The following is a 21,069-nucleotide window of genomic DNA, read 5'->3' as shown; positions in this document are numbered from 1 at the left end:
CCGCGGTGTGGCCGGGGCCTCTCAGGCGGCGCCGGTGTCCGGCACGCAACGGCCGTCCTGCGTGCGGTAGCTCCAGCGCGCGCCGTCGGCCACCAGTTCCTTGACGGCGCCCACGAACCGCTCGACGTGCTCGTCCGGGGTGCCCGCGCCGAAGCTCACGCGGATCGCGTTCAGGGACTTCTCGCCGGGTGCGGCCTCGGGAGCGCCGCACTCGCCGGGCTCCTCGCCCCCGGCGCCGAGCAGGGTGCGCACCAGCGGGTGGGCGCAGAACAGGCCGTCGCGTACGCCGATGCCGTACTCGGCGGAGAGCGCGGCGGCGAAGTGCGAGCTGTTCCAGCCGTCCACCACGAAGGAGATGACGCCCACGCGCGGCGCGTCGTCACCGAAGAGCGAGAGGATCCGCACGGCGGGCACCTCGGCGAGCCCCTCGCGCACCTTCGCGATCAAGTGCTGCTCGCGGGCGACCAGCTCCTCGAAGCCGGCCTCGATGAGCGCCTTGCAGGCGGAGGCGATGGAGTAGACGCCGATCACGTTCGGCGAGCCGGCCTCGTGGCGGGCGGCGCTCTCGTGCCACTCGACGTCCACGCCGCCGCCTGCCTCCTTGGGGCGTCGCGCCACCTTCCGCGAGGCGCCGCCGCCCGCGAGGTAGGGCTCGGCCTGCCGCAGCCAGTCGGAGCGTCCCGCGAGCACGCCCGAGCCGAACGGCGCGTACAGCTTGTGCCCGGAGAAGGCCACCCAGTCGACGTCCAACTCCCGTACGGAGACCGGGTGGTGGGGGGCGAGCTGCGCGGCGTCCAGGACGATGCGGGCGCCGTGGGCGTGCGCGGCGGCGGCCAGCTCCCGCACCGGCCACAGCTCGCCGGTGACGTTCGAGGCGCCGGTCACGCACACCAGGGCGGGCCCGTAAGGTTCGCGGTCGGCCAGTGCCCGCTCCAGGGTCCGCACGGCCTCGGCGTGGGTGCGCGGCGCGTCGAGGTAGGTGACGCGGGCGTCCCGCCAGGGCAGCAGCGAGGCGTGGTGCTCGGTCTCGAAGACGAAGACCTCGCAGCCGGCGGGCAGCGCGGCGGCGAGCAGGTTCAGCGAGTCGGTGGTGGACCGGGTGAAGACGACCTGGTCGTCCGCGCGGCAGTCGAGGAACTCCGCGACGGCCGTACGGGAGTTCTCGAAGAGGTCGGTGGACAGCTGCGAGAGGTACCCGGCGCCGCGGTGCACGCTGCCGTAGTACGGCGCGTACGCGGCCACGTCGTCCCACACCCGCTGGAGCGCCGGCGCGCTCGCCGCGTAGTCGAGGGCGGCGTACGTCACCTCCCCGCCGGTGACGAGCGGCACGGTGACGTCCCGGCCGAGGACGGCCAGCGGGGCGCAGACGGACGAGTCGGCGGCAACGGCGGAAACAGACATGGCGAACTCCCGTAAGAGACAAGTGAGTTCACTGCGTCGACGCGCGTACGGCAGAGGTACGGCGGTGCAGTGACGAAAAGAAGAAGGTGTGCGGAAAAGGGGCGACGAGGCCCTAACACATTCGCTTGCTCACGAGACTGCTCCCTTGAGGACCAGGACCCCAGGGCTGTGACATCCACCGATGTCCAGGGGTCCGCGCTTGCCATACGCCTTGCTGCGTACGACCTGGTCTTCACCCGGGGCACCCCGCCACGGACGGAGGGTTGCCGGACAGCGGGCCGGGGCCGTAGTCGCTGTCACTCATGACCTGTGCAGCATCTTGCCACACGATCTTCGACGCGCAAGGCGCGGTCCAGAATCCGGACCGCGCCTCGCGTCACACGGGTGCGGGGAGGTCAGCGGTTGCTGGCCGCCACCCAGCGCTCCAGGGCCTGCTTGGCGGCCCCGGAGTCGATCGACTCGGCCGCCCGGTCCATGCCCGTGCGGATCTGTTCGGTGAGGGTCCCCGGCTCCTGCGCGAGGGCCACCAGGGCCGCCGCCGAGTTCAGCAGGACCGCGTCGCGCACCGGCCCCTTCTCGCCGTCGAGCAGCCGCAGCGCCACCTCGGCGTTGTACGCGGCGTCGGCGCCGCGCAGCGCCTCGACGGGCACCAGGTCGATCCCCACGTCGCGCGGGTCGAAGGCCTCCTCGCGCACGGCGCCGTCGCGCACCGTCCAGACCCGGGAGGTCGCCGTCGTCGTCAGCTCGTCCAGTCCGTCGTCGCCGCGGAAGACCAGCGAGGAGTTGCCGCGCTCGGCGAAGACACCGGCGACGACCGGCGCCATCCGCGCGTCGGCGACCCCGACGGCCTGGGCGCGCACCCGGGCCGGATTGGTGAGCGGGCCCAGCAGGTTGAAGACGGTCCGGATGCCCAGCTGGCCGCGCGCGGCGCCGGCGTGTCGCAGCGCCGGGTGGAACTTCACCGCGAAGCAGAAGGTGATCCCCGCCTCCTCGGCGACCTCCACGACCCGCTCGGGGGTCAGCTGGAGGTTGACGCCGAGCCTCTCCAGCACGTCGGAGGCACCGCTGGCCGAGGACGCGGCGCGGTTGCCGTGCTTGACGACCTTCGCGCCGGTGCCGGCCACGACGATGGCGGACATGGTGGAGATGTTGACGGTCTTGGCGCCGTCACCGCCGGTGCCGACGATGTCGACGGTCCGCCCCGGCACCTCGATCACGTTGGCGTGGTCGTACATGGTGCGGACCAGGCCGGAGATCTCCTGCACGGTCTCGCCCTTGGCCCGCAGCGCCACGACGAATCCCGCAATCTGGGCGTCGGTGGCCTCGCCGCGCATGATGCGGTCCATGGCCCAGGCCGTGTCGTCGGCGCTCTGGTCGCGCCCGTCGAGCAGGCCGTTCAGCACGTCGGGCCAGGAACGGCCCGCCGCGGTCGTGCCTCCTGCGGGGGTCACAGCGCTCATGGCCGCTCCTGGTGTTCGTCTGTCGGGGAAGGAGGAGCCCGACGCGTCGACCGGGTCGGGTCCTCGGTGTCCACCCTATCCAGCCGCCGGGACGGCAAAGAGCCCCGTCCATGAACCGGACGGGGCTCTCGCCGTGGCGACCATGTGGGTCCCCCGCTCCGGCGGAGCCGGGAGTGGGGGAGGTCAGAGCTCGTGGAGCTTCAGGTGATCAGTGGTGGCCGTGGCCGCTGGTGATCTCCTTGTACTCCTCGACGGTGGGCTTGGGGATCTGGTTGTCCTGCCCGTAGTAGCCCTGGGAGAGCTTGGCCCGGAGCTTCTGCGAACCGGACACCTTGCGCTCGACGCCGTTCTCGTCGACCGACGGGCCGATCTCGGCCGGCGCGTACTGCTCGTGCGCGGTGAGCGTGTGCAGCTGCCCCTGGTCGAGCGGCTCGTGGACCTCGATGAACTCACCGTGCGGCAGGCGCTTGATGATGCCCGACTCGCGGCCGTGCAGCACCTTGTCCTTGTCCCGGCGCTGGAGGCCCAGGCAGATCCGCTTGGTGACGATGAAGGCGATGACCGGTCCGACGAAGAAGAAGATCCGGACGAACCAGGTGATCGCGTTCAGCGACAGGTGGAAGTGCGTGGCCCACAGGTCGTTGCCGCCACCGACGAGCATGATCATGTACGCGGTGATCCACGCGACACCGAAGGCCGTACGGGTCGGGACGTTGCGCGGGCGGTCCAGGATGTGGTGCTCGCGCTTGTCCCCGGTGACCCAGGACTCGATGAACGGGTAGACCGCGATGGCCGCGAGGACCAACGGGAAGATCACCAGCGGGATGAACACACCGAGGACCAGCGTGTGGCCCCAGAGGTTGATCTCCCAGCCCGGCATGACACGGATCAGGCCCTCGGCGAAGCCCATGTACCAGTCGGGCTGGGCGCCGGTGGACACGTGGTCCGGACGGTAGGGGCCCATCGCCCAGATCGGGTTGATCGAGGCGATGGCCGCGATGGCCGCGATGACACCGAAGACCAGGAAGAAGAAGCCTCCGGCCTTGGCCATGTACACGGGCAGCAGCGGCATGCCGACGACGTTCTTGTTGCTCTTGCCGGGGCCCGCGAACTGCGTGTGCTTGTGGTAGAAGACCAGGATCAGGTGCGCCACCATCAGGCCCAGCATGATGCCCGGCAGCAGCAGGATGTGCACCGAGTAGAACCGCGCCACGAAGTCGCCGCCCGGGAACTCCCCGCCGAACAGGAACATCGACAGATACGTGCCGACGACCGGGACGGACAGGATCGCGCCCTGCATGAAGCGCACACCGGTGCCGGAGAGCAGGTCGTCCGGGAGCGAGTAACCGGTGAAACCGGTGAACATGCCGAGGACGAACAGCAGGAAGCCGAACAGCCAGTTGACCTCACGCGGCTTGCGGAAGGCGCCCGTGAAGAACACGCGCATCATGTGCACGAACATGCCGGCGAGGAAGATCAGCGCCGCCCAGTGGTGGATCTGCCGGATCAGCAGACCACCGCGCACATCGAAGGAGATGTGCATGGTCGAGTTGAACGCCTCGGACATCAGCTGTCCCTGCAGCGGGACGTAGCTGCCGTGGTACTCCACCTCGTTCATCGACGGGTGGAAGAACAGCGTCAGATACACACCCGTGAGGATGATGATGATGAAGCTGTACATGCAGATCTCGCCGAGCATGAAGGACCAGTGGTCCGGGAAGATCTTGCGCATGTTGGCCTTGGCCAGGGAGTAGATCCCAAGACGGCCGTCGGCCCAGTCGGCCACCCGCTCGCCGGCGGGTGCCTTCTTCTTGTTGTCGCTGCTCATCAGGTCAGCCCCTCTCGAAGAAGGCAGGACCGACGGGCTCTTCGAAGTCGCCGAGCGCCTCGAGGTAGCCCTCCTCGTTCACACCGATGCGCAGCTGCGGCAGGGCGTGACCAGCGGGGCCGAAGATCACTCGGGCACCGTCGGAGAGGTCGAAGGTGGACTGGTGGCACGGGCACAGGACGTGGTGCGTCTGCTGCTCGTACAGGGAGATCGGGCAGCCCACGTGGGTGCAGATCTTGGAGTACGCCACGACGCCCTCGTGCGACCACTCGAGCTCGCGCTTGTCCTTGATGTTCTCCGGCTGGATCCGGACGATCATCAGGGCGGCCTTGGCGATCTGGGTCTGGAAGTCGTGGTCGTGCTCCGACATGCCCTCGGGCATGGCGAACGTCAGCGAACCGACCTGCACGTCCGAGGGGCGCAGCGGCTCGTTCGTGTTCATGTTGACGAGCTTCTTGCCCTTGGCCCACTTGGTGTGCCGGAGCTTGTCCTCGGGCAGCGGACCGAGGTCGCGCAGGAGGACGACACCGGAGAGCGGGACCAGGGCCAGCGCGCCGAACATCGTGTTGCGGATCAGCTTGCGCCGGCCGAACTGCGACTCCGCGGCACCGGCCTTGAAGTCGGCCATGACCTTGGCCCTGACCTCGGGCTCGGCCTCGATCGGGTGACGCTCGTCGGCGACCTCCACATCGGACATCAGGGTGCGGGCCCAGTGGACCGCACCCGCGCCGATGCAGAAGAGCGCGAGGCCGAGGGTCAGACCCAGGGCGAAGTTGAGCCCGCTGATGTGTCCGATCGGCCAGACGAAGACGCTGCGGTCGGCCGGGATGGTCACGAACGCGGCGATGAAACCGACCGTGGCCAGCATGGACAGCGTGAACAGGAACGCGATCGCACGCTCGGAGCGCTTCGCGGCCCGCTCGTCGATGTCCTGGATGCGGTGCTGGTGGGGCGGGAGCCCCGGGTCGGCGAACGGGTTCTCGTCCGCGACCGCCACCGAACCGTGCTCGGGCTCGGTCACCTGCTTGCTGGGCAGGTTCTCTTCTGGAATCTCTTGGCTACTCATGACTTCTTGGCCTTTGCGGTCCGAGCGGCGACCCACACGGCGACCGCGATCAGCGAGCCGAGACCGAAGATCCAGCCGAAGAGGCCTTCACTGACCGGGCCCAGCCCACCCAGCTTGAGACCGCCGGGGCTCTGGGTCTTCTCGCCGTTGACCGCGTCGAGGTACGCGATGATCTCCTTCTTCTCCTTCTCCGGCATCGTGGTGTCGGGGAAGGACGGCATGTTCTGCGGGCCGGTCTGCATGGCCTCGTAGATGTGCTTCGGGGAGACACCTTCGAGTGACGGCGCGTACTTGCCGTGCGTCAGCGCGCCACCCTCACCGGTGAAGTTGTGGCACTGCGCGCAGTTGGTGCGGAACAGCTCACCACCCTTGGCGATGTCCGCCCCGGCCGGGCTGTACTGCTTCTCGGTGGGGACCGAGGGACCGGCGCCGAGCGAGGAGATGTACGCCGCGAGCTGGTCGATCTGGGCCTGGTTGTAAATGACCTTCTTCTTGGGCGCCTGGGCACCCTGCTGCTGGAGCGGCATACGCCCGGTGCCGACCTGGAAGTCGACCGCCGCGGCGCCCACGCCCGTCAGCGGCGGACCGTCGGAGGACCCCTGACCGCCGGTTCCGTGGCAGCTGGAGCAGCCCACGGCGTAGAGCTTCTTGCCCTCGTCGATGGCGAGGGACTGGGCGGTGTCGTCGGCCTGCGCCTTGTCCGCCGGCGCGAACGCGGCGTACAGCCCCCCGGTGGCCGCCAGCGCGAGGAGTAGGACGACGACCGCCGCCAGCGGATGGCGTCGTCGTGCGGAGAGCTTTTTCACGGATTACCCCGGTGTCAGGATCTTCTGCGTCGATGCTGGAATGTGTCGGTACGTCGCGTGAGCGACCCCGCCGATTACTTGATCATGTAGATCGTGGCGAAGAGTCCGATCCAGACCACATCGACGAAGTGCCAGTAGTAGGACACGACGATGGCTGCGGTCGCCTGTTCATGGGTGAACTTCCTGGCCGCGTAGGTGCGGCCGAGGACCAGCAGGAAGGCGATCAGGCCGCCTGTCACATGCAGTCCGTGGAAGCCGGTGGTCAGGTAGAAGACCGAGCCGTACGGGTCGGAGGAGAGCGAGAGCCCGTCCTTCTTGACCAGCTCGGTGTACTCGAACACCTGACCGCCGATGAAGATCGCACCCATGATGAAGGTGACGATGAACCACATCCGGAGCTTCTTCACGTCGCCACGCTCAGCGGCGAACACGCCGAGCTGACACGTGAGAGAGGAGAGCACCAGGATGGTGGTGTTCGTCGCCGAGAACGGGAAGTTCAGGGCCGAAGCCATTTCCTTCCAGTGATCAGGACCTGTCACCGATCGCAGGGTGAAGTACATCGCGAAGAGGGCCGCGAAGAACATCAGCTCGGAACTCAGCCAGATGATGGTTCCGACGCTGGTGAGGTTCGGTCGATTGACCGGCGGGTGCGCGTGCCCGGTATCTACTGTCGTTGCTGTCGCCACGACCGACATTATGTCGGTCGCTTATCCCGCCCTCACCCCGGGGGGTGCCGTTCGGAGTGTCTGCGGGGTGTGTCCTGCCCGTATGGCCCATCGGAGGCCTGTCCGAACCGCTGTTGACGGGGTGTCGGGAGGAGTAGCATCCGCGCATCGGTCCCCGATCCCACGACGGCACAGCCTGTTCAGTTCGATGATCTGGAGGAACAATGCAGCCGACCGCCACGGTGCTGGTCTACAGCGACAACGCGAGCACCCGCGAGCAGGTCCGGTCGGCCACCGGGCGCAGGCCGGCGACGGACGTTCCCGAGGTCGAGTTCATCGAGTGCGCGACCCTGCCCGCCGTGCTCAAGCAGCTGGACGAGGGCGGCGTCGACGTCTGTGTGCTGGACGGCGAGGCGACACCGGCGGGCGGCATGGGCGTGTGCCGTCAGATCAAGGACGAGGTCTTCCAGGCACCGCCGGTCCTGCTGCTCATCGGGCGCCCCCAGGACGCCTGGCTCGCCACCTGGAGCCGCGCGGAAGCGGCGGTGACCCTTCCGGTCGAGCCGGTGGAGTTCGCGGACGCACTGGCGGGCCTGCTGCGCGGCAGGGCGGCCGTGCGGGCCTGAGGCGCGAAGGTGGGGCCGCCGCGGCCCTGCCGGGGTCTCACGGCGCGGCGTGTGGCCCTGTGAGCCGTCTCCTGCGGCCTTGCTAGACCTGCGGCCGCAGTCGGGCCGCGTCGGCTGCCGTGGGGCCCTCCTTGGTGCCGGAGAGCAGCGCGCTGCCCTTGCGCCAGTTCGTCCAGCTCATGTTCCAGTCGCCGAGGCCGTTGCCGAACGCCGGCATGTCCTCGCCGTAGCTGTTGACGACCTTCACCAGGTCGCCCTGGCGCACGTTCTCGTAGAACCAGGCGGCGTTGCCGGTGCTCATGCCGGTGCAGCCGTGGCTGGTGTTCGCCACGCCCTGGGAGCCGGTCGACCAGGGCGCGGCGTGCACGTACTCGCCGGAGTCGGTGACCCGCGTCGCGTAGTAGACCTGCTTGTCGTAGAAGTCCGAGGCGCCGATGCTGGCGCTGGTCATGCGTACGGAGTACTCCTTGCCGAGCACGACCTTGACGCCGTTGCGGGTGGAGTAGCCGGGCTTGCCGGTGGTGACCGGGATCGAGTTGATCTCCTTGCCGTTGCGGTAGACCGTCATCCAGTGGGATCCGGCGTCCGTCACGGCCTCGACCCGGTCCCCGGTGGTGAACTTCAGGGGCTTGCTCTCGCCGCCCCACAGCTTGTCGGCGACCTTGATGCCCGCCAGGTTGCTGGACACGCTGATCGTCGCGCGGGCGGGCCAGTACTCCTTGGGGCGGTAGTGCAGCGTCTTGTCGTCCACCCAGTACCAGGCGCCCTCGACCGCGGGCACCGAGCGGACCTTCAGGGCCCGCTCGACGGTCGCCCTGGCCTCCTTGCCCTTCACCGCGGCGTCGAGGGAGGCGACCACGGGCTGTCCGACGCCGTAGGTGCCCGCCTCGGGGCCGAAGGTGACGCCCAGCAGCTTCTTCTTGGGCGGCACCTCGGTCTCGAAGTTCATGACCTTGCGGCCCGGCGCGCCCTCCTCGTCCTCGGTGCTCACCCGGACGGTGTACTGGGCGCCGGCCGCCAGCGGGCCGGTGCTGTGCCAGCGGGCGCCGTCGGCGGAGAGTTCGCCCGCCACGTACCGCCCCAGGGCGTCGGTGGCCGTGACGTCGGTGATGCGTCCGTCCTCGCCCTGGGCGGTGACCTCCAGGGGCTTGTCCGGGTCCGCCTTCTTGCTGCCCACCGGGCCGTTGAAGGCGATCTGGCCGGCCGCGTCGTACGGCTTCGCCGAGAGCGGGTGGCCGTCGGGGCCGCCGCATGCCGTGGCCCCCGCACCGAGTGCGGCCACCAGCATCGTGCAGCTCAGTACCGTGGGGATTCGCGGTGAGTGGCTCATGAACTCACGGTAGGGAGGTTCATCCGGTCCGGCGCGGTGAGTGACCCGTTGGAGGGGCGAGCGCGACACGCCGAGGGGCCCGGACACTCCGTCAGGAGCGTCCGGGCCCTCGGCGCGGGCGGGAACTACAGACTCACTGGGTCTGGTTCTCGCCGCGGTAGTACTCGAAGACCCAGCCCCACAGGCCGATGAGCAGGAGGGGGGCGGAGAAGTACAGCAGCCACCAGCCGATGGCGATGCTCATGAAGGCGAGCGCGCCGCCGATGGCCAGCGAGAGCGGCTGCCAGCTGTGCGGGCTGAAGAAGCCCACCTCGCCGGCCTCGTCCGCGACGTCGGCCTCCTTGTTGTCCTGTGCGGAGGCGTCGACCCGCCGGGCCGTGAAGGCCAGGTAGTAGCCGATCATGATGCACAGGCCGAAGGCCAGGAAGAGCGCCGTGGTACCGGCCGGCTCCTTCGACCACACGCCATAGACGATCGCCATGGCGAGGACGAAGACGCTCAGCCAGATGAACATCTTGCCCTGGATCTTCACTTCGCGGCCTCCTTGTCGCCACCGAACATCTTGGTGTCCTTCTGCCCGGCGTTCTCGATCTGGCCGAGCGCGGCGATGTCGGGGTGGTGCAGGTCGAAGGCCGGCGATTCACTGCGGATGCGCGGCAGGGTGAGGAAGTTGTGCCGCGGCGGCGGGCAGGACGTGGCCCACTCCAGCGAGCGGCCGTAGCCCCACGGGTCGTCGACCTCGACCTTCTTGCCGTACTTGGCCGTCTTCCAGATGTTGTAGAAGAACGGCAGGATCGACAGGCCGAGCAGGAACGAGCTGATCGTCGAGATCGTGTTCAGCGCGGTGAAGCCGTCGGCGTCGAGGTAGTCCGCGTAACGACGCGGCATGCCCTCGGCGCCCAGCCAGTGCTGGACCAGGAACGTGCCGTGGAAGCCCACGAACAGCGTCCAGAAGGTGATCTTTCCGAGGCGCTCGTCGAGCATCTTGCCGGTGAACTTCGGCCACCAGAAGTGGAAGCCGGAGAACATCGCGAAGACGACGGTGCCGAAGACCACGTAGTGGAAGTGCGCCACCACGAAGTACGAGTCCGAGACGTGGAAGTCCATCGGCGGCGAGGCCAGGATGACACCCGTCAGACCACCGAAGGTGAAGGTGATCAGGAAGCCGACCGCCCACAGCATCGGGGTCTCGAAACTCAGTGACCCCTTCCACATGGTGCCGATCCAGTTGAAGAACTTCACGCCGGTCGGTACGGCGATGAGGAACGTCATGAAGGAGAAGAACGGCAACAGCACGCCGCCCGTGACGTACATGTGGTGCGCCCACACCGTCACCGACAGACCCGCGATCGCGATCGTCGCGCCGATCAGGCCCATGTAGCCGAACATCGGCTTGCGGGAGAAGACCGGGATGACCTCGGAAATGATTCCGAAGAATGGCAGCGCGATGATGTACACCTCTGGATGGCCGAAGAACCAGAAGAGGTGTTGCCAGAGCAATGCGCCGCCATTGGCCGCGTCGAAGACATGGGCACCGAATTTGCGGTCCGCCTCCAGGGCGAACAGCGCGGCGGCCAGGACCGGGAAGGCCAGCAGCACGAGGACGGCCGTCAGCAGCACGTTCCACACGAAGATCGGCATGCGGAACATGGTCATGCCGGGCGCGCGCATGCAGATGATCGTGGTGATGAAGTTGACCGAGCCGAGGATCGTGCCGAAGCCGGAGAAGGCCAGACCCATGATCCACATGTCGGCGCCGATGCCCGGGGAGCGGACGGCGTCCGAGAGCGGGCTGTAGGCGAACCAGCCGAAGTCGGCCGCGCCGTTCGGCGTGAGGAAACCGCCGACCGCGATGAGCGAGCCGAACAGGTAGAGCCAGTAGGCGAACATGTTCAGCCGCGGGAAGGCGACGTCGGGCGCGCCGATCTGCAGCGGCATGATCCAGTTCGCGAAGCCGGCGAACAGCGGCGTCGCGAACATCAGCAGCATGATCGTGCCGTGCATCGTGAACGCCTGGTTGAACTGCTCGTTCGACATGAGCTGCGAACCCGGGCGGGCGAGTTCGGCGCGCATGAAGAGCGCCATCACTCCGCCGATGCAGAAGAACGCGAACGAGGTGACCAGATAGAGCGTGCCGATGGTCTTGTGGTCAGTGGTGGTCATCCACTTGACGACGACGTTACCCGGCCGCTTGCGCCTGACCGGCAGCTCGTTCTCGTACGAGTCTTCTGCTGCCGCGGCACCCTGAGGTTCGTTGAGGATGCTCACAGGTTGTTCGTCTCCCGGTTCTTCTCGTGGGGCGTCTGCTCGATGCCGGCCGGGATGTAACCGGTCTGGTTCTTCTTCGCCAGGTCCTCGAGGTGCTGCTTGTAGCGCTCGGGAGAGACGACCTTGACGTTGAAGAGCATCCGGGAGTGGTCGACGCCGCACAGCTCGGCGCACTTGCCCATGAAGGTGCCCTCCTTGTTCGGAGTCACCTCGAAGGCGTTGGTGTGGCCCGGGATGACGTCCTGCTTCATGAGGAACGGCACCACCCAGAAGGAGTGGATGACGTCACGCGAAGTCAGGACGAAACGAACCTTCTCGCCCTTGGGGAGCCAGAGGGTCGGGCCGGGGTTTCCGTTCTGGGGGTTCCGGTCGCCGGGCGTGCCGACTTCGTAGACGCCGTTGGCCTTGGCCGGGAAGTCGTCGCGGAACTTGTCCGGGATGGCCTCCAGGTCCTTGGAGGTCCTGGCGTTCTCCTTGCCCGCGCCCGGAACGTTCTCGACGTAGTTGAAGCCCCAGCTCCACTGGTAGCCGACCACGTTGATGGTGTGGGCCGGCTTGTCCTCGAGCTTGAGGAGCTTCGACTCGTCCCGTGCCGTGAAGTAGAACAGCACGGAGACGATGATGAGGGGGACGACCGTGTACAGCGCCTCGATGGGCATGTTGTAACGGGTCTGAAGAGGAACCTCCACCTTGGTGCGGCTTCGCCGGTGGAAGATGACGCTCCACAGGATCAGGCCCCAGACCAGCACGCCCGTGGCGAGCGCTGCCGCCCACGAGCCCTGCCAGAGGGAGAGAATCCGCGGAGCCTCTTCCGTTACCGGGGTGGGCATTCCAAGGCGGGGGAAATCCTTGTATGTGCAACCGGTGGCGGTCGCCAGGATCAGGCCCGCAGTCAGCACCTGCGGCAGCTTCCGCCGCATCGGGCGCCGCGACGAGCGGTCGGAGCCGTTGGGACTCACGTAGCGCCTTCCCGAGAGTCTCGCCCGCGCTTGTCGGCTGCGGCCTTCTCGCTGGTCGGTCGCCGCCCTGCGACGGGCAGGGGTTTGGATGTTTATGCGGACCAAACCCTACTGGACGCATTTTGGGGTCGCGCGGGGAGGGTGCCTAACGCGCCGCGGGTCACTCCGAAGGGTGGGGCGGGCGTCCCCCGGCACTTTCTGACGGGGGGTCGGAGCGCCCACCGGCACGGTGGAATCTCTCGGTCCGCAGGTGCGGGTTGGTGGGGGCTGGGCGCGCAGTTCCCCGCGCCCCTGAGGGATGCGCCCTGCGGGCGCCCCTCAGGGGTGTGCGGTCTAGCGTTGGGGGGTGGCCTACTTTGATGTTGCTTCTTCCGCGCCTCTTCATCCCGTTGCCCGGCAGGCCCTGGTGGCCTCGCTCGATGAGGGGTGGGCCGATCCGGCGCGGCTCTACCGCGAGGGGCGGCGGGCCCGGCTGCTGCTCGACGCGGCGCGGGAGGCGGCCGCCGAGGCCGTGGGGTGCAGGCCCGACGAGCTGGTCTTCACCTCCTCCGGCACCCGTGCCGTGCACTCCGGGGTCGCGGGCGCGCTGGCCGGGCGGCGCCGCGCCGGACGTCACCTGATCGTGTCGGCGGTCGAACACTCGTCGGTGCTCCATTCGGCCGCGGCCCACGAGGCCGGCGGCGGGACGGTGACCGAGGTGTCGGTGGACCGGGGCGGAGCGGTCGACCCCGAGGCGTTCGCCGCCGCGCTGCGCGAGGACACCGCGCTCGCCTGTCTGCAGTCCGCCAACCACGAGGTGGGCACCGAGCAGCCGGTGGCCGAGGTGGCGGCGGCCTGCCGGGCGGCGGGCGTGCCGCTCCTGGTGGACGCTGCGCAGTCGCTGCCCTGGGGGCCGGTGGGCGGCGACTGGTCGCTGCTGACCGGCAGTGCCCACAAGTGGGGTGGCCCGGCGGGGGTCGGGCTGCTCGTCGTGCGCAAGGGGGTGCGCTTCGCGGGCCAAGGTCCCGCGGACGAGCGGGAGTCGGGACGCGCCGCCGGGTTCGAGAACATTCCGGCCGTCGTCGCGGCGGCGGCCTCGCTGCGGGCGGTGCGCGCCGAGGCCGCGGCGGAGGGCGTACGGCTGCGGGAGCTGACGGAGCGGATCAGGGCGCGGGTGCCCGCCCTGGTGCCGGACACGGAGGTGGTGGGCGACCCCGTACGGCGGCTGCCGCACCTCGTCACCTTCTCCTGTCTCTATGTCGACGGGGAGAGCCTGCTGCACGAGCTGGACCGGGCCGGGTTCTCCGTGTCGTCCGGGTCGTCGTGCACCAGCTCCACGCTGACCCCGAGCCATGTCCTCAAGGCGATGGGCGTGCTGAGCGAGGGGAACGTCCGGGTCTCGCTGCCGCTGGGCACGGAGGCGGCCGAGGTGGAGCGGTTCCTCGACGTGCTGCCCGGTGCCGTCGCCGGGGTGCGCGAGCAGCTGGGCGCGCCGGTGGGGCCGCGGCCCCGTACGGAAGGGGCGTCACTGGTCGTCGACGCGCTCGGCAAGCGGTGTCCGCTGCCCGTCATCGAGCTGGCGAAGGTCATCGGGGACGTCCCGGTGGGCGGGACGGTGACCGTGCTCGCCGACGACGAGGCGGCGCGCCTCGACATCCCGGCGTGGTGCGAGATGCGCGAGCAGGAGTACGTGGGTGAGCGGCCGGCGGACCGGGGCAGCGCGTACGTGGTCCGCCGGCGCTCGTGATCAGACGAGGTGGGCGCCGACCTCGGCGGCGGCCTCGTGGCCGTACGCCTTGGTGAAGCGGTCCATGAAGTTGCTGCGCCGCAGCTCGTACTCCTGGGTGCCGACGGTCTCGATGACCAGGGTGGCGAGCATGCAGCCCACCTGGGCGGCGCGCTCGTGGGAGACGCCCCAGGCGAGGCCGGACAGGAAGCCCGCGCGGAACGCGTCGCCGACGCCGGTCGGCTCGACCTTGGCCTCCTCCTCGGGGACGCCGACCTCGATCGGGTCCTGGCCGACGGCCTCGATGCGCACGCCGTTCGCGCCGAGGGTCGTCACGCGGTGGCCGACGCGGGAGAGGATCTCGGCGTCGGTCCAGCCGGTCTTGGACTCGATGAGCCCCTTCTCGTACTCGTTGGAGAAGAGGTACGTGGCGCCGTCGAGGAGGGTGCGGATCTCCTCGCCCCCCATGCGGGCGATCTGCTGGGAGAAGTCGGCGGCGAAGGGGATGCGGCGGGTGCGGCACTCCTCGGTGTGCCGGAGCATCGCCTCGGGGTCGTCGGCGCCGATCAGGACGAGGTCGAGTCCGCCGACGCGGTCGGCGACCGTCTTCAGCTCGATCAGGCGCGCCTCGCTCATCGCGCCCGTGTAGAAGGAGCCGATCTGGTTGTGGTCGGCGTCGGTGGTGCAGACGAAGCGCGCGGTGTGCAGGGTCTCGGAGATCCGGACCGAGGCGGTGTCCACGCCGTGCCGGTCGAGCCAGGCGCGGTACTCGTCGAAGTCGGAGCCCGCGGCGCCGACCAGGATCGGGTCGGTGCCGAGCTGCCCCATGCCGAAGGTGATGTTGGCGGCCACGCCTCCCCTGCGGACGTCGAGCGCGTCGACCAGGAACGAGAGGGAGACCGTGTGCAGCTGATCGGCGACCAGCTGGTCGGCGAAGCGGCCGGGGAAGGTCATCAGATGGTCGGTGGCGATGGAGCCGGTGACTGCGATACGCACGGCTGGGTGCTCCTGTAGAGGAGAGGCGAGGGGTTGACAGTTCACGTTAGCGGGTCGAACACCCACGCTGAAGAGGCCAAAACTACCCGATAGTAGGGCTTTTTTCCTGGGCGTCCAGATGCCTACGGTGCCGTTATGACCGTTATCCCGAAGGATGTCGTCACCAAGCGTGCCCGCAGGCTCTCCGCGGAGAGCCCCGAGAGCATGGAGACCCTGCGCGGCGACTGCGCCCGCATGGCGCCGCACTGGGCGGTACCCGTCCGGGCCGCCGCCACTCCCGTGCCGCCGTCCCTGATCCACGGTGTCACCGTGCCGCCGTCCTCCGCGCGGCTCATCGACGGGATGTCCGAATACGGCGACTGAGGGAGGCCGCCCGCGAGGCCCGGCGCCTGCACCCCGCCCGTGAAAGGGAACCGCGCGCTCCCCCGGCGCGTCCCATCGCCGACCCCCGCGAAGGGGGTACCGGGATACGACGGAGCCCACCCGTGGGTTTCCAGGGACAGCAGTGCAGTCGAAGGAGCGATGCGGTGAACACCGAGCGATCCGTTCAAGAGACGGCCGAGCCCCGGCGTCGGCGTGCCCGCCTCGCCGTCACCTCGGTGGCGGCCACGGTCCTGCTGGTCGGCGGCGGTGGGGCATACTTCGCCGCGACCGCGTCCGGCGGTGGCGACCGGGGCGGTGACGGGGCCCCCGCGGGGGACGGCGGCAATCCGCCGCCGCTCGCGCTGGACGGCTATCCGGCCGGCGACCGGCAAGGCGGCTCCGGCACGCCCGGCGGCACCGGCGGGATCGCGCCGGGCGAGCCTGACCCGAGCGGCGCCACGTACAAGGCGACCGGCAAGCTGCCCGAGGGCCCGGACACGGCCTCCGTCTACCACGCCCGGGGCGAGGTCACCCGTGGCGAGGTGGTCGCGCTGGCCGAGGCGCTCGGTCTGTCCGGGACGCCGACGTCGAGGGACGGCACCTGGCGGGTGGAGCAGGACAAGGACGGTTCGGGCCCCTCCCTCCAGGTGAACAAGCAGGCGCCCGGCACCTGGACGTACGCCCGGCACGGGGTGGGCGGCACGGACAACTGCCCCAAGGGCAAGCCGTGTTCGGGCACCTCCACCGCGCCGGACGGCGATACGGGCGACGCGGTGGGCGAGCAGGCGGCCAAGGACGCCGCCGCACCGCTGCTCAAGGCGCTCGGCCAGGACGACGCGAAGCTCGACGCCCGCCAGCTCATGGGCGCGGTGCGGGTGGTGAACGCCGACCCGAAGGTGGACGGCCTGCCCACCTACGGCTGGTCGACCGGCGTCCAGGTCGGCTCGGACGGCCAAGTGGTGGGCGGCAGCGGCCAGTTGAAGGCGCCCGTCAAGGGCGCCAAGTACCCGGTGATCGGCGCCCGTCAGGCCCTGGACCAGCTGAACTCGACGGGCGGCGGGCACGTGGGCGTCGGCGGCTGCGCCACCCCGGTGCCGCACGCCGACGACCGCACGAAGACGGAGGGCGGCGGGCAGCAGGCGCCGTGCGAGCCGTCGGCCGCGCAGCCGAAGCCGCGGTCCGTGGCCGTGACCGGCGCCACCTTCGGGCTCGCCACGCACTACGTCGCCGGCCGCCAGACACTCGTACCGTCGTGGCTGTTCGAGGTGAAGCCGCAGGGCGCGCGGGAGACCTTCACGGTGACGCATCCGGCGCTCGCCCCCGAGTACCTGACCTCGCCCGGCAGCCCGAGGCCCACCGAGGAGCCCGGCACCGGACGTTCGGCGGCCATCGAGTCCTACAACGCCGACGGCAGGTCGCTGACCCTGCACTTCTGGGGCAGCGCGTGTGGCCGGTACTCGGCGTCCGCGCGCGAGGACGGCGACCGGGTGAGCGTCGAGGTCACGGAGACCAAGGAGAAGGACCAGGTCTGCGTCATGATCGCCAAGAGGCTCTCGAAGACCGTCACGCTGGACAAGCCGCTCGGTGAGCGCGAGGTCGTGGACGCCTCGGGCAAGAGCGTGCGCCGCGCCTAGGCACGACGCGAAGGCGGCGGCCCCCTGGGTCCAGGGGGCCGCCGCCTTCGTACGTCTGTCTGTCGCCCGCAGCTCTAGCTGAAGGAGTCGCCGCAGGCGCAGGAGCCCGTGGCGTTGGGGTTGTCGATCGTGAAGCCCTGCTTCTCGATGGTGTCGACGAAGTCGATGGAGGCGCCGCCCAGGTAGGGAGCGCTCATCCGGTCGGTGACGACCTTCACGCCGTCGAAGTCCTTGACGACGTCGCCGTCGAGCGTGCGCTCGTCGAAGAACAGCTGGTAGCGCAGGCCCGAGCAGCCGCCGGGCTGTACGGCGACGCGCAGCGCCAGGTCGTCCCGGCCCTCCTGCTCCAGCAGGCCCTTCACCTTGGCCGCGGCGGCGTCCGACAGGAGGATGCCGTCGCTCACGGTGGTGGTCTCGTCCGATACGGACATCTGCTTCTCTCCCGGGTTGTACGGAGACTGCTTGCCGACGGTTGCAACCGGCGGGGCCGCGGATTCATTCCGGGCCGAGCGCTTACGTCTTACCCCCTCATGCTCGCACATGGTCTCCCCCGGGGCACCGGTCCCGGCGACGGCGAATGCGTCACATCGACACTATGGCCATCGTCAAACTGACGTGAAGCGGTTATGATAGATAACGTCAATTAGACGAAAACTCGTCTGCAGAAGAGAAAGGGTAGGTGTCGTCGTGACCACCGCCCAGTCCCCCGGGGACCTCGTGGACCTCGATGTGCAGCCCACGCCGCTCGCCCTGCTCCTGCTCGGCCGCGAGGCCGACCCCAAGAGCGAGCGGGGCGTGGACTGCCCCGGCGACCTGCCGTCCCCCTCCGACCCGGACCTGGTGGAGCGCGCCCGGGCCGCCAAGGAGAAGCTCGGCGACAAGGTCTTCGTCCTCGGCCACCACTACCAGCGCGACGAGGTCATCCAGTTCGCGGATGTGACCGGCGACTCCTTCAAGCTGGCGCGCGACGCCGCGGCGCGGCCCGACGCGGAGTACATCGTCTTCTGCGGTGTGCACTTCATGGCCGAATCGGCGGACATCCTGACGACGGACGACCAGAAGGTCGTGCTGCCCGACCTGGCCGCCGGCTGCTCGATGGCCGACATGGCCACCGCCGAGCAGGTCGCCGAGTGCTGGGACGTGCTGACCGACGCCGGGATCGCCGAGCGGGTCGTCCCCGTCTCGTACATGAACTCCTCGGCCGACATCAAGGCGTTCACCGGCAAGCACGGCGGCACGATCTGTACGTCGTCCAACGCCAAGCGCGCCCTGGAGTGGGCCTTCGAGCAGGGCGAGCAGGTGCTGTTCCTGCCCGACCAGCACCTGGGCCGCAACACCGCCGTGCGTGACATGGGGATGTCCCTGGACGACTGCGTGGTCTACAACCCGCACAAGCCGAACGGCGGCCTGACCGTCGAGCAGCTGCGCGGCGCGAAGATGATCCTGTGGCGCGGGCACTGCTCGGTGCACGGGCGCTTCTCGCTGGAGTCGGTCGCGGACGTGCGCGCGCGCATACCGGGCGTGAACGTCCTGGTGCACCCGGAGTGCAAGCACGAGGTCGTGGCCGCCGCCGACCACGTGGGTTCCACCGAGCACATCATCAAGACCCTGGAGGCCGCGCCCGCCGGGTCGAAGTGGGCCATCGGCACGGAGCTGAACCTCGTCCGCCGCCTGGCGAACCGTTTCGCCGCACAGGACAAGGAGGTCGTCTTCCTGGACAAGACGGTCTGCTTCTGCTCGACCATGAACCGGATCGACCTGCCGCACCTGGTCTGGACGCTGGAGTCGCTGGCCGAGGGCAAGCTCGTCAACCAGATCGCGGTGGACCGCGAGACCGAGCAGTTCGCGAAGCTGGCGCTGGAGCGGATGCTGGCGCTTCCGTAGGGTCACGCCGGTCAGCGGTAAGGGGCGTCCGCCATGGCGGGCGCCCCTTACGTCATCCCTCGCCGTCCTCAGTCGTCGCCGGCCGTTCCCCGCTCACTCCACCCGTGGACGCACCAGGCCCGACTCGTAGGCGATGACGACGAGTTGGGCGCGGTCACGCGCCCCGAGCTTGGCCATCGCGCGGTTCACATGGGTCTTCACGGTGAGCGGACTGACCTGGAGGCGCTCGGCGATCTCGTCGTTCGAGTGCCCCCCGGCGACCTGCACCAGGACCTCCCGCTCACGGGTGGTGAGCGCGTCCAGGCGCTCTCCGCGCACCGCGCCCTCGCCGTCCCCGTCGCCGCCCTGCGCCAGGAACTTGGCGATCAGCCCCTTGGTGGCCACCGGGGAGAGCAGCGCCTCGCCCGCCGCCGCGATGCGGATGGCGCCGAGCAGCTCCTCGGGCTCCGCGCCCTTGCCGAGGAAGCCGGAGGCGCCCGCCCGCAGCGACTGCACGACGTACTCGTCGACCTCGAAGGTCGTCAGCATCACCACCCGCACCTGGGTCAGGGCGGGATCGGCGCTGATCATGCGGGTGGCGGCCAGGCCGTCCGTGCCGGGCATGCGGATGTCCATCAGGACCACGTCCGCCCGCTCCGAGGCGGCGAGCCGCACCGCCTGGGCGCCGTCGGACGCCTCGCCGACCACCTCCATGTCGGGCTCGGAGTCGACGAGCACCTTGAACGCGCTGCGCAGCAGTGCCTGATCGTCGGCGAGCAGTACGCGGATCGTCACACGGTCCCTTCCTTTGCCGGGGTGAGGGGGACGACCGGCAGGATCGCATGGACGCGGAAGCCGCCTCCGTAGCGGGGGCCGGCGGAGCAGCTGCCGCCGAGGGCGGTGACGCGCTCGCGCATGCCGAGCAGGCCGTGCCCGCCGCCGTCGGCGCCGGGGCCCGCGTCCGGGTCCCGCTGCCCCTCGCCGTCCCCGGCCCGGCCCGGCCCCGGGCCGTCGTCGAGGACGGTGACCTCGACGTTCGGGCCCACGCGCACGACGCTCACCTCGGCTTTGGCGCCCCGCCCCGCGTGCTTGCGCACGTTCGTGAGCGCCTCCTGGATGATCCGGAACGCGGCGAGGTCGACGGCCGCCGGAAGGTCGAGGCCGACCTGCCCGAGGGCGACCTCCACGGGCAGCCCCGCGTTGCGGAAGGTCTCGACCAGCTCGTCGAGCCGGTGCAGGCCGGGGGCCGGCTCGGTGGGCGCCTCGGGGTCGCCGCTCTGGCGCAGCAGGCCGACGGTGGCGCGCAGTTCGTTGAGCGCGGAGCGGCTGGCGTCGCGTACGTGCGAGAGGGCCTCCTTCGCCTGGTCGGGCCGCTTGTCCATGACGTGCGCGGCGACGCCCGCCTGCACATTGACCAGGGCGATGTGGTGGGCGACCACGTCGTGCAGGTCACGGGCGATGCGCAGCCGCTCCTCGGCGACGCGCCGCCTGGCCTCCTCCTCCCGGGTGCGCTCCGCCCGCTCGGCGCGTTCCCTTATGGCGTCCACGAAGGCGCGCCTGCTGCGCACCGCGTCGCCCGCGGCGGCGGCCATGCCGCTCCACGCGAAGATGCCGAGGTTCTCCTGGGCGTACCAGGGCAGCGGTCCCGAGAGCATGGCGACGCCGGTCAGGCCGGTCATGGTGACCAGGCCGACGCGCCAGGTCGTCGAGCGGTCCGTGGTGGCGGCCACGGTGAACAGGGCGACGACCGCGGACATCACGACGGGCGCGCGGGGATCGCCCGTGAGCAGCTCCGTGACGGACGCGGCGCAGGTCACGGCGAGCACCGCCCAGGGGGCGCGGCGGCGCAGGACGAGGGCGAGGGCGCCGAACGCCATCAGGAGCAGGCTGGGGGCGTCGGGCGCGCGGGTGCCCCAGGTGGGTCCGTGCTCCCCGTAGGGCTCGGCGAAGGAGCCGACGACCATGAAGACGAGGACGGCGCAGGCGAGCGCGGCGTCCACCGCCAGCGGGTGCGCCTTGGCCCAGCAGCGGCCTCTGCCCAGCGTGGTCAACTTCCCCGCTCTTCCGTCGCGTTCTTCGCCGCGGGTCCCGCGGTCGGC

General features: G+C 69.8%; 19 protein-coding genes and 1 riboswitch. Of the genes, 5 read left to right on the top strand and 14 right to left on the bottom strand.

From position 1 onward, the window contains the following. Positions 1-21: 21 nt before the first annotated feature. The 6 genes from ACZ5GP_RS04520 to ctaE form a co-directional block, all read right to left on the bottom strand. Entirely contained in the window at positions 22-1,401 is a 1,380-nt protein-coding gene (locus tag ACZ5GP_RS04520; RefSeq protein ID WP_468749356.1) for an aminotransferase class V-fold PLP-dependent enzyme, read from the bottom strand. Between the two features lie 190 nt (positions 1,402-1,591). Then, positions 1,592-1,709: riboswitch (SAM riboswitch) on the bottom strand. 87 nt (positions 1,710-1,796) lie between these two features. After that, positions 1,797-2,861 (bottom strand): anthranilate phosphoribosyltransferase, encoded by a 1,065-nt coding sequence (trpD, locus tag ACZ5GP_RS04515; RefSeq protein WP_468749355.1) that lies wholly within the window; start codon positions 2,859-2,861, stop codon positions 1,797-1,799. A 208-nt stretch (positions 2,862-3,069) separates the two neighbouring features. Beyond that, the gene (gene qcrB, locus ACZ5GP_RS04510) at positions 3,070-4,689 is read right to left on the bottom strand and encodes a cytochrome bc1 complex cytochrome b subunit (RefSeq protein ID WP_468749354.1); all 1,620 of its coding nucleotides are present in this window, start codon (positions 4,687-4,689) and stop codon (positions 3,070-3,072) included. A 4-nt stretch (positions 4,690-4,693) separates the two neighbouring features. Continuing rightward, complete coding sequence (qcrA, locus tag ACZ5GP_RS04505; RefSeq protein ID WP_468749353.1) at positions 4,694-5,755, bottom strand: cytochrome bc1 complex Rieske iron-sulfur subunit; 1,062 nt, start codon at positions 5,753-5,755, stop codon at positions 4,694-4,696. Then, the gene (gene qcrC, locus ACZ5GP_RS04500) at positions 5,752-6,561 is read right to left on the bottom strand and encodes a cytochrome bc1 complex diheme cytochrome c subunit (protein WP_358584041.1); all 810 of its coding nucleotides are present in this window, start codon (positions 6,559-6,561) and stop codon (positions 5,752-5,754) included. The genes qcrA and qcrC overlap by 4 nt, the downstream gene beginning before the upstream one ends. 74 nt (positions 6,562-6,635) lie before the next feature. Next, positions 6,636-7,256 (bottom strand): aa3-type cytochrome oxidase subunit III, encoded by a 621-nt coding sequence (ctaE, locus tag ACZ5GP_RS04495; protein WP_205035075.1) that lies wholly within the window; start codon positions 7,254-7,256, stop codon positions 6,636-6,638. Positions 7,257-7,450: 194 nt separating this feature from the next. On the opposite strand from ctaE, the gene ACZ5GP_RS04490 reads away from it, so the two are divergent. After that, positions 7,451-7,852, top strand: a complete 402-nt coding sequence (locus tag ACZ5GP_RS04490; protein WP_468749352.1) for a hypothetical protein — start codon at positions 7,451-7,453, stop codon at positions 7,850-7,852. A gap of 82 nt (positions 7,853-7,934) precedes the next feature. Here ACZ5GP_RS04490 and ACZ5GP_RS04485 read toward each other — a convergent pair whose 3' ends face one another. From ACZ5GP_RS04485 to ctaC, 4 genes are all read right to left on the bottom strand, one after another. Beyond that, a complete protein-coding gene (locus ACZ5GP_RS04485) occupies positions 7,935-9,182 on the bottom strand; it encodes a L,D-transpeptidase (protein ID WP_468749351.1) in 1,248 nt (415 codons plus the stop codon). Positions 9,183-9,315: 133 nt separating this feature from the next. Continuing rightward, a complete protein-coding gene (locus ACZ5GP_RS04480) occupies positions 9,316-9,714 on the bottom strand; it encodes a cytochrome c oxidase subunit 4 (protein ID WP_358584035.1) in 399 nt (132 codons plus the stop codon). After that, entirely contained in the window at positions 9,711-11,450 is a 1,740-nt protein-coding gene (ctaD, locus tag ACZ5GP_RS04475; RefSeq protein ID WP_358584034.1) for an aa3-type cytochrome oxidase subunit I, read from the bottom strand. Before ctaD ends, ACZ5GP_RS04480 begins: the two co-directional genes overlap by 4 nt. Beyond that, positions 11,447-12,409 (bottom strand): aa3-type cytochrome oxidase subunit II, encoded by a 963-nt coding sequence (ctaC, locus tag ACZ5GP_RS04470; protein WP_468749350.1) that lies wholly within the window; start codon positions 12,407-12,409, stop codon positions 11,447-11,449. The genes ctaD and ctaC overlap by 4 nt, the downstream gene beginning before the upstream one ends. A 346-nt stretch (positions 12,410-12,755) precedes the next feature. On the opposite strand from ctaC, the gene ACZ5GP_RS04465 reads away from it, so the two are divergent. After that, positions 12,756-14,135 (top strand): aminotransferase class V-fold PLP-dependent enzyme, encoded by a 1,380-nt coding sequence (locus ACZ5GP_RS04465; RefSeq protein ID WP_468749349.1) that lies wholly within the window; start codon positions 12,756-12,758, stop codon positions 14,133-14,135. On the opposite strand, the gene ACZ5GP_RS04460 is transcribed toward ACZ5GP_RS04465, so the two are convergent. Next, positions 14,136-15,110, bottom strand: a complete 975-nt coding sequence (locus ACZ5GP_RS04460) for a carbohydrate kinase family protein (protein WP_468749348.1) — start codon at positions 15,108-15,110, stop codon at positions 14,136-14,138. Between the two features lie 135 nt (positions 15,111-15,245). On the opposite strand from ACZ5GP_RS04460, the gene ACZ5GP_RS04455 reads away from it, so the two are divergent. Together ACZ5GP_RS04455 and ACZ5GP_RS04450 are read left to right on the top strand one after the other, a co-directional pair. Continuing rightward, positions 15,246-15,473, top strand: coding sequence for a hypothetical protein (locus ACZ5GP_RS04455; protein ID WP_358584060.1), 228 nt, complete (start codon positions 15,246-15,248; stop codon positions 15,471-15,473). Between the two features lie 164 nt (positions 15,474-15,637). After that, positions 15,638-17,107, top strand: a complete 1,470-nt coding sequence (locus tag ACZ5GP_RS04450; protein ID WP_468749347.1) for a hypothetical protein — start codon at positions 15,638-15,640, stop codon at positions 17,105-17,107. Between the two features lie 74 nt (positions 17,108-17,181). On the opposite strand, the gene ACZ5GP_RS04445 is transcribed toward ACZ5GP_RS04450, so the two are convergent. Then, the gene (locus ACZ5GP_RS04445) at positions 17,182-17,538 is read right to left on the bottom strand and encodes a HesB/IscA family protein (RefSeq protein ID WP_030786960.1); all 357 of its coding nucleotides are present in this window, start codon (positions 17,536-17,538) and stop codon (positions 17,182-17,184) included. A gap of 256 nt (positions 17,539-17,794) precedes the next feature. Between ACZ5GP_RS04445 and nadA the strand changes: the two genes are divergently transcribed. After that, positions 17,795-18,991 (top strand): quinolinate synthase NadA, encoded by a 1,197-nt coding sequence (gene nadA, locus ACZ5GP_RS04440; RefSeq protein WP_358584025.1) that lies wholly within the window; start codon positions 17,795-17,797, stop codon positions 18,989-18,991. A gap of 93 nt (positions 18,992-19,084) precedes the next feature. Here nadA and ACZ5GP_RS04435 read toward each other — a convergent pair whose 3' ends face one another. Further along, entirely contained in the window at positions 19,085-19,765 is a 681-nt protein-coding gene (locus ACZ5GP_RS04435) for a response regulator (protein ID WP_468749346.1), read from the bottom strand. Next, the gene (locus ACZ5GP_RS04430; RefSeq protein WP_468749345.1) at positions 19,762-21,021 is read right to left on the bottom strand and encodes a sensor histidine kinase; all 1,260 of its coding nucleotides are present in this window, start codon (positions 21,019-21,021) and stop codon (positions 19,762-19,764) included. The genes ACZ5GP_RS04435 and ACZ5GP_RS04430 overlap by 4 nt, the downstream gene beginning before the upstream one ends. Positions 21,022-21,069: the final 48 nt, after the last annotated feature.

The organism is Streptomyces sp. NPDC031466, from assembly GCF_055581265.1.
The sequence above is the reverse complement of the archived record's forward strand: the minus strand, read 5'-3'. Positions and strand labels throughout refer to the sequence as shown.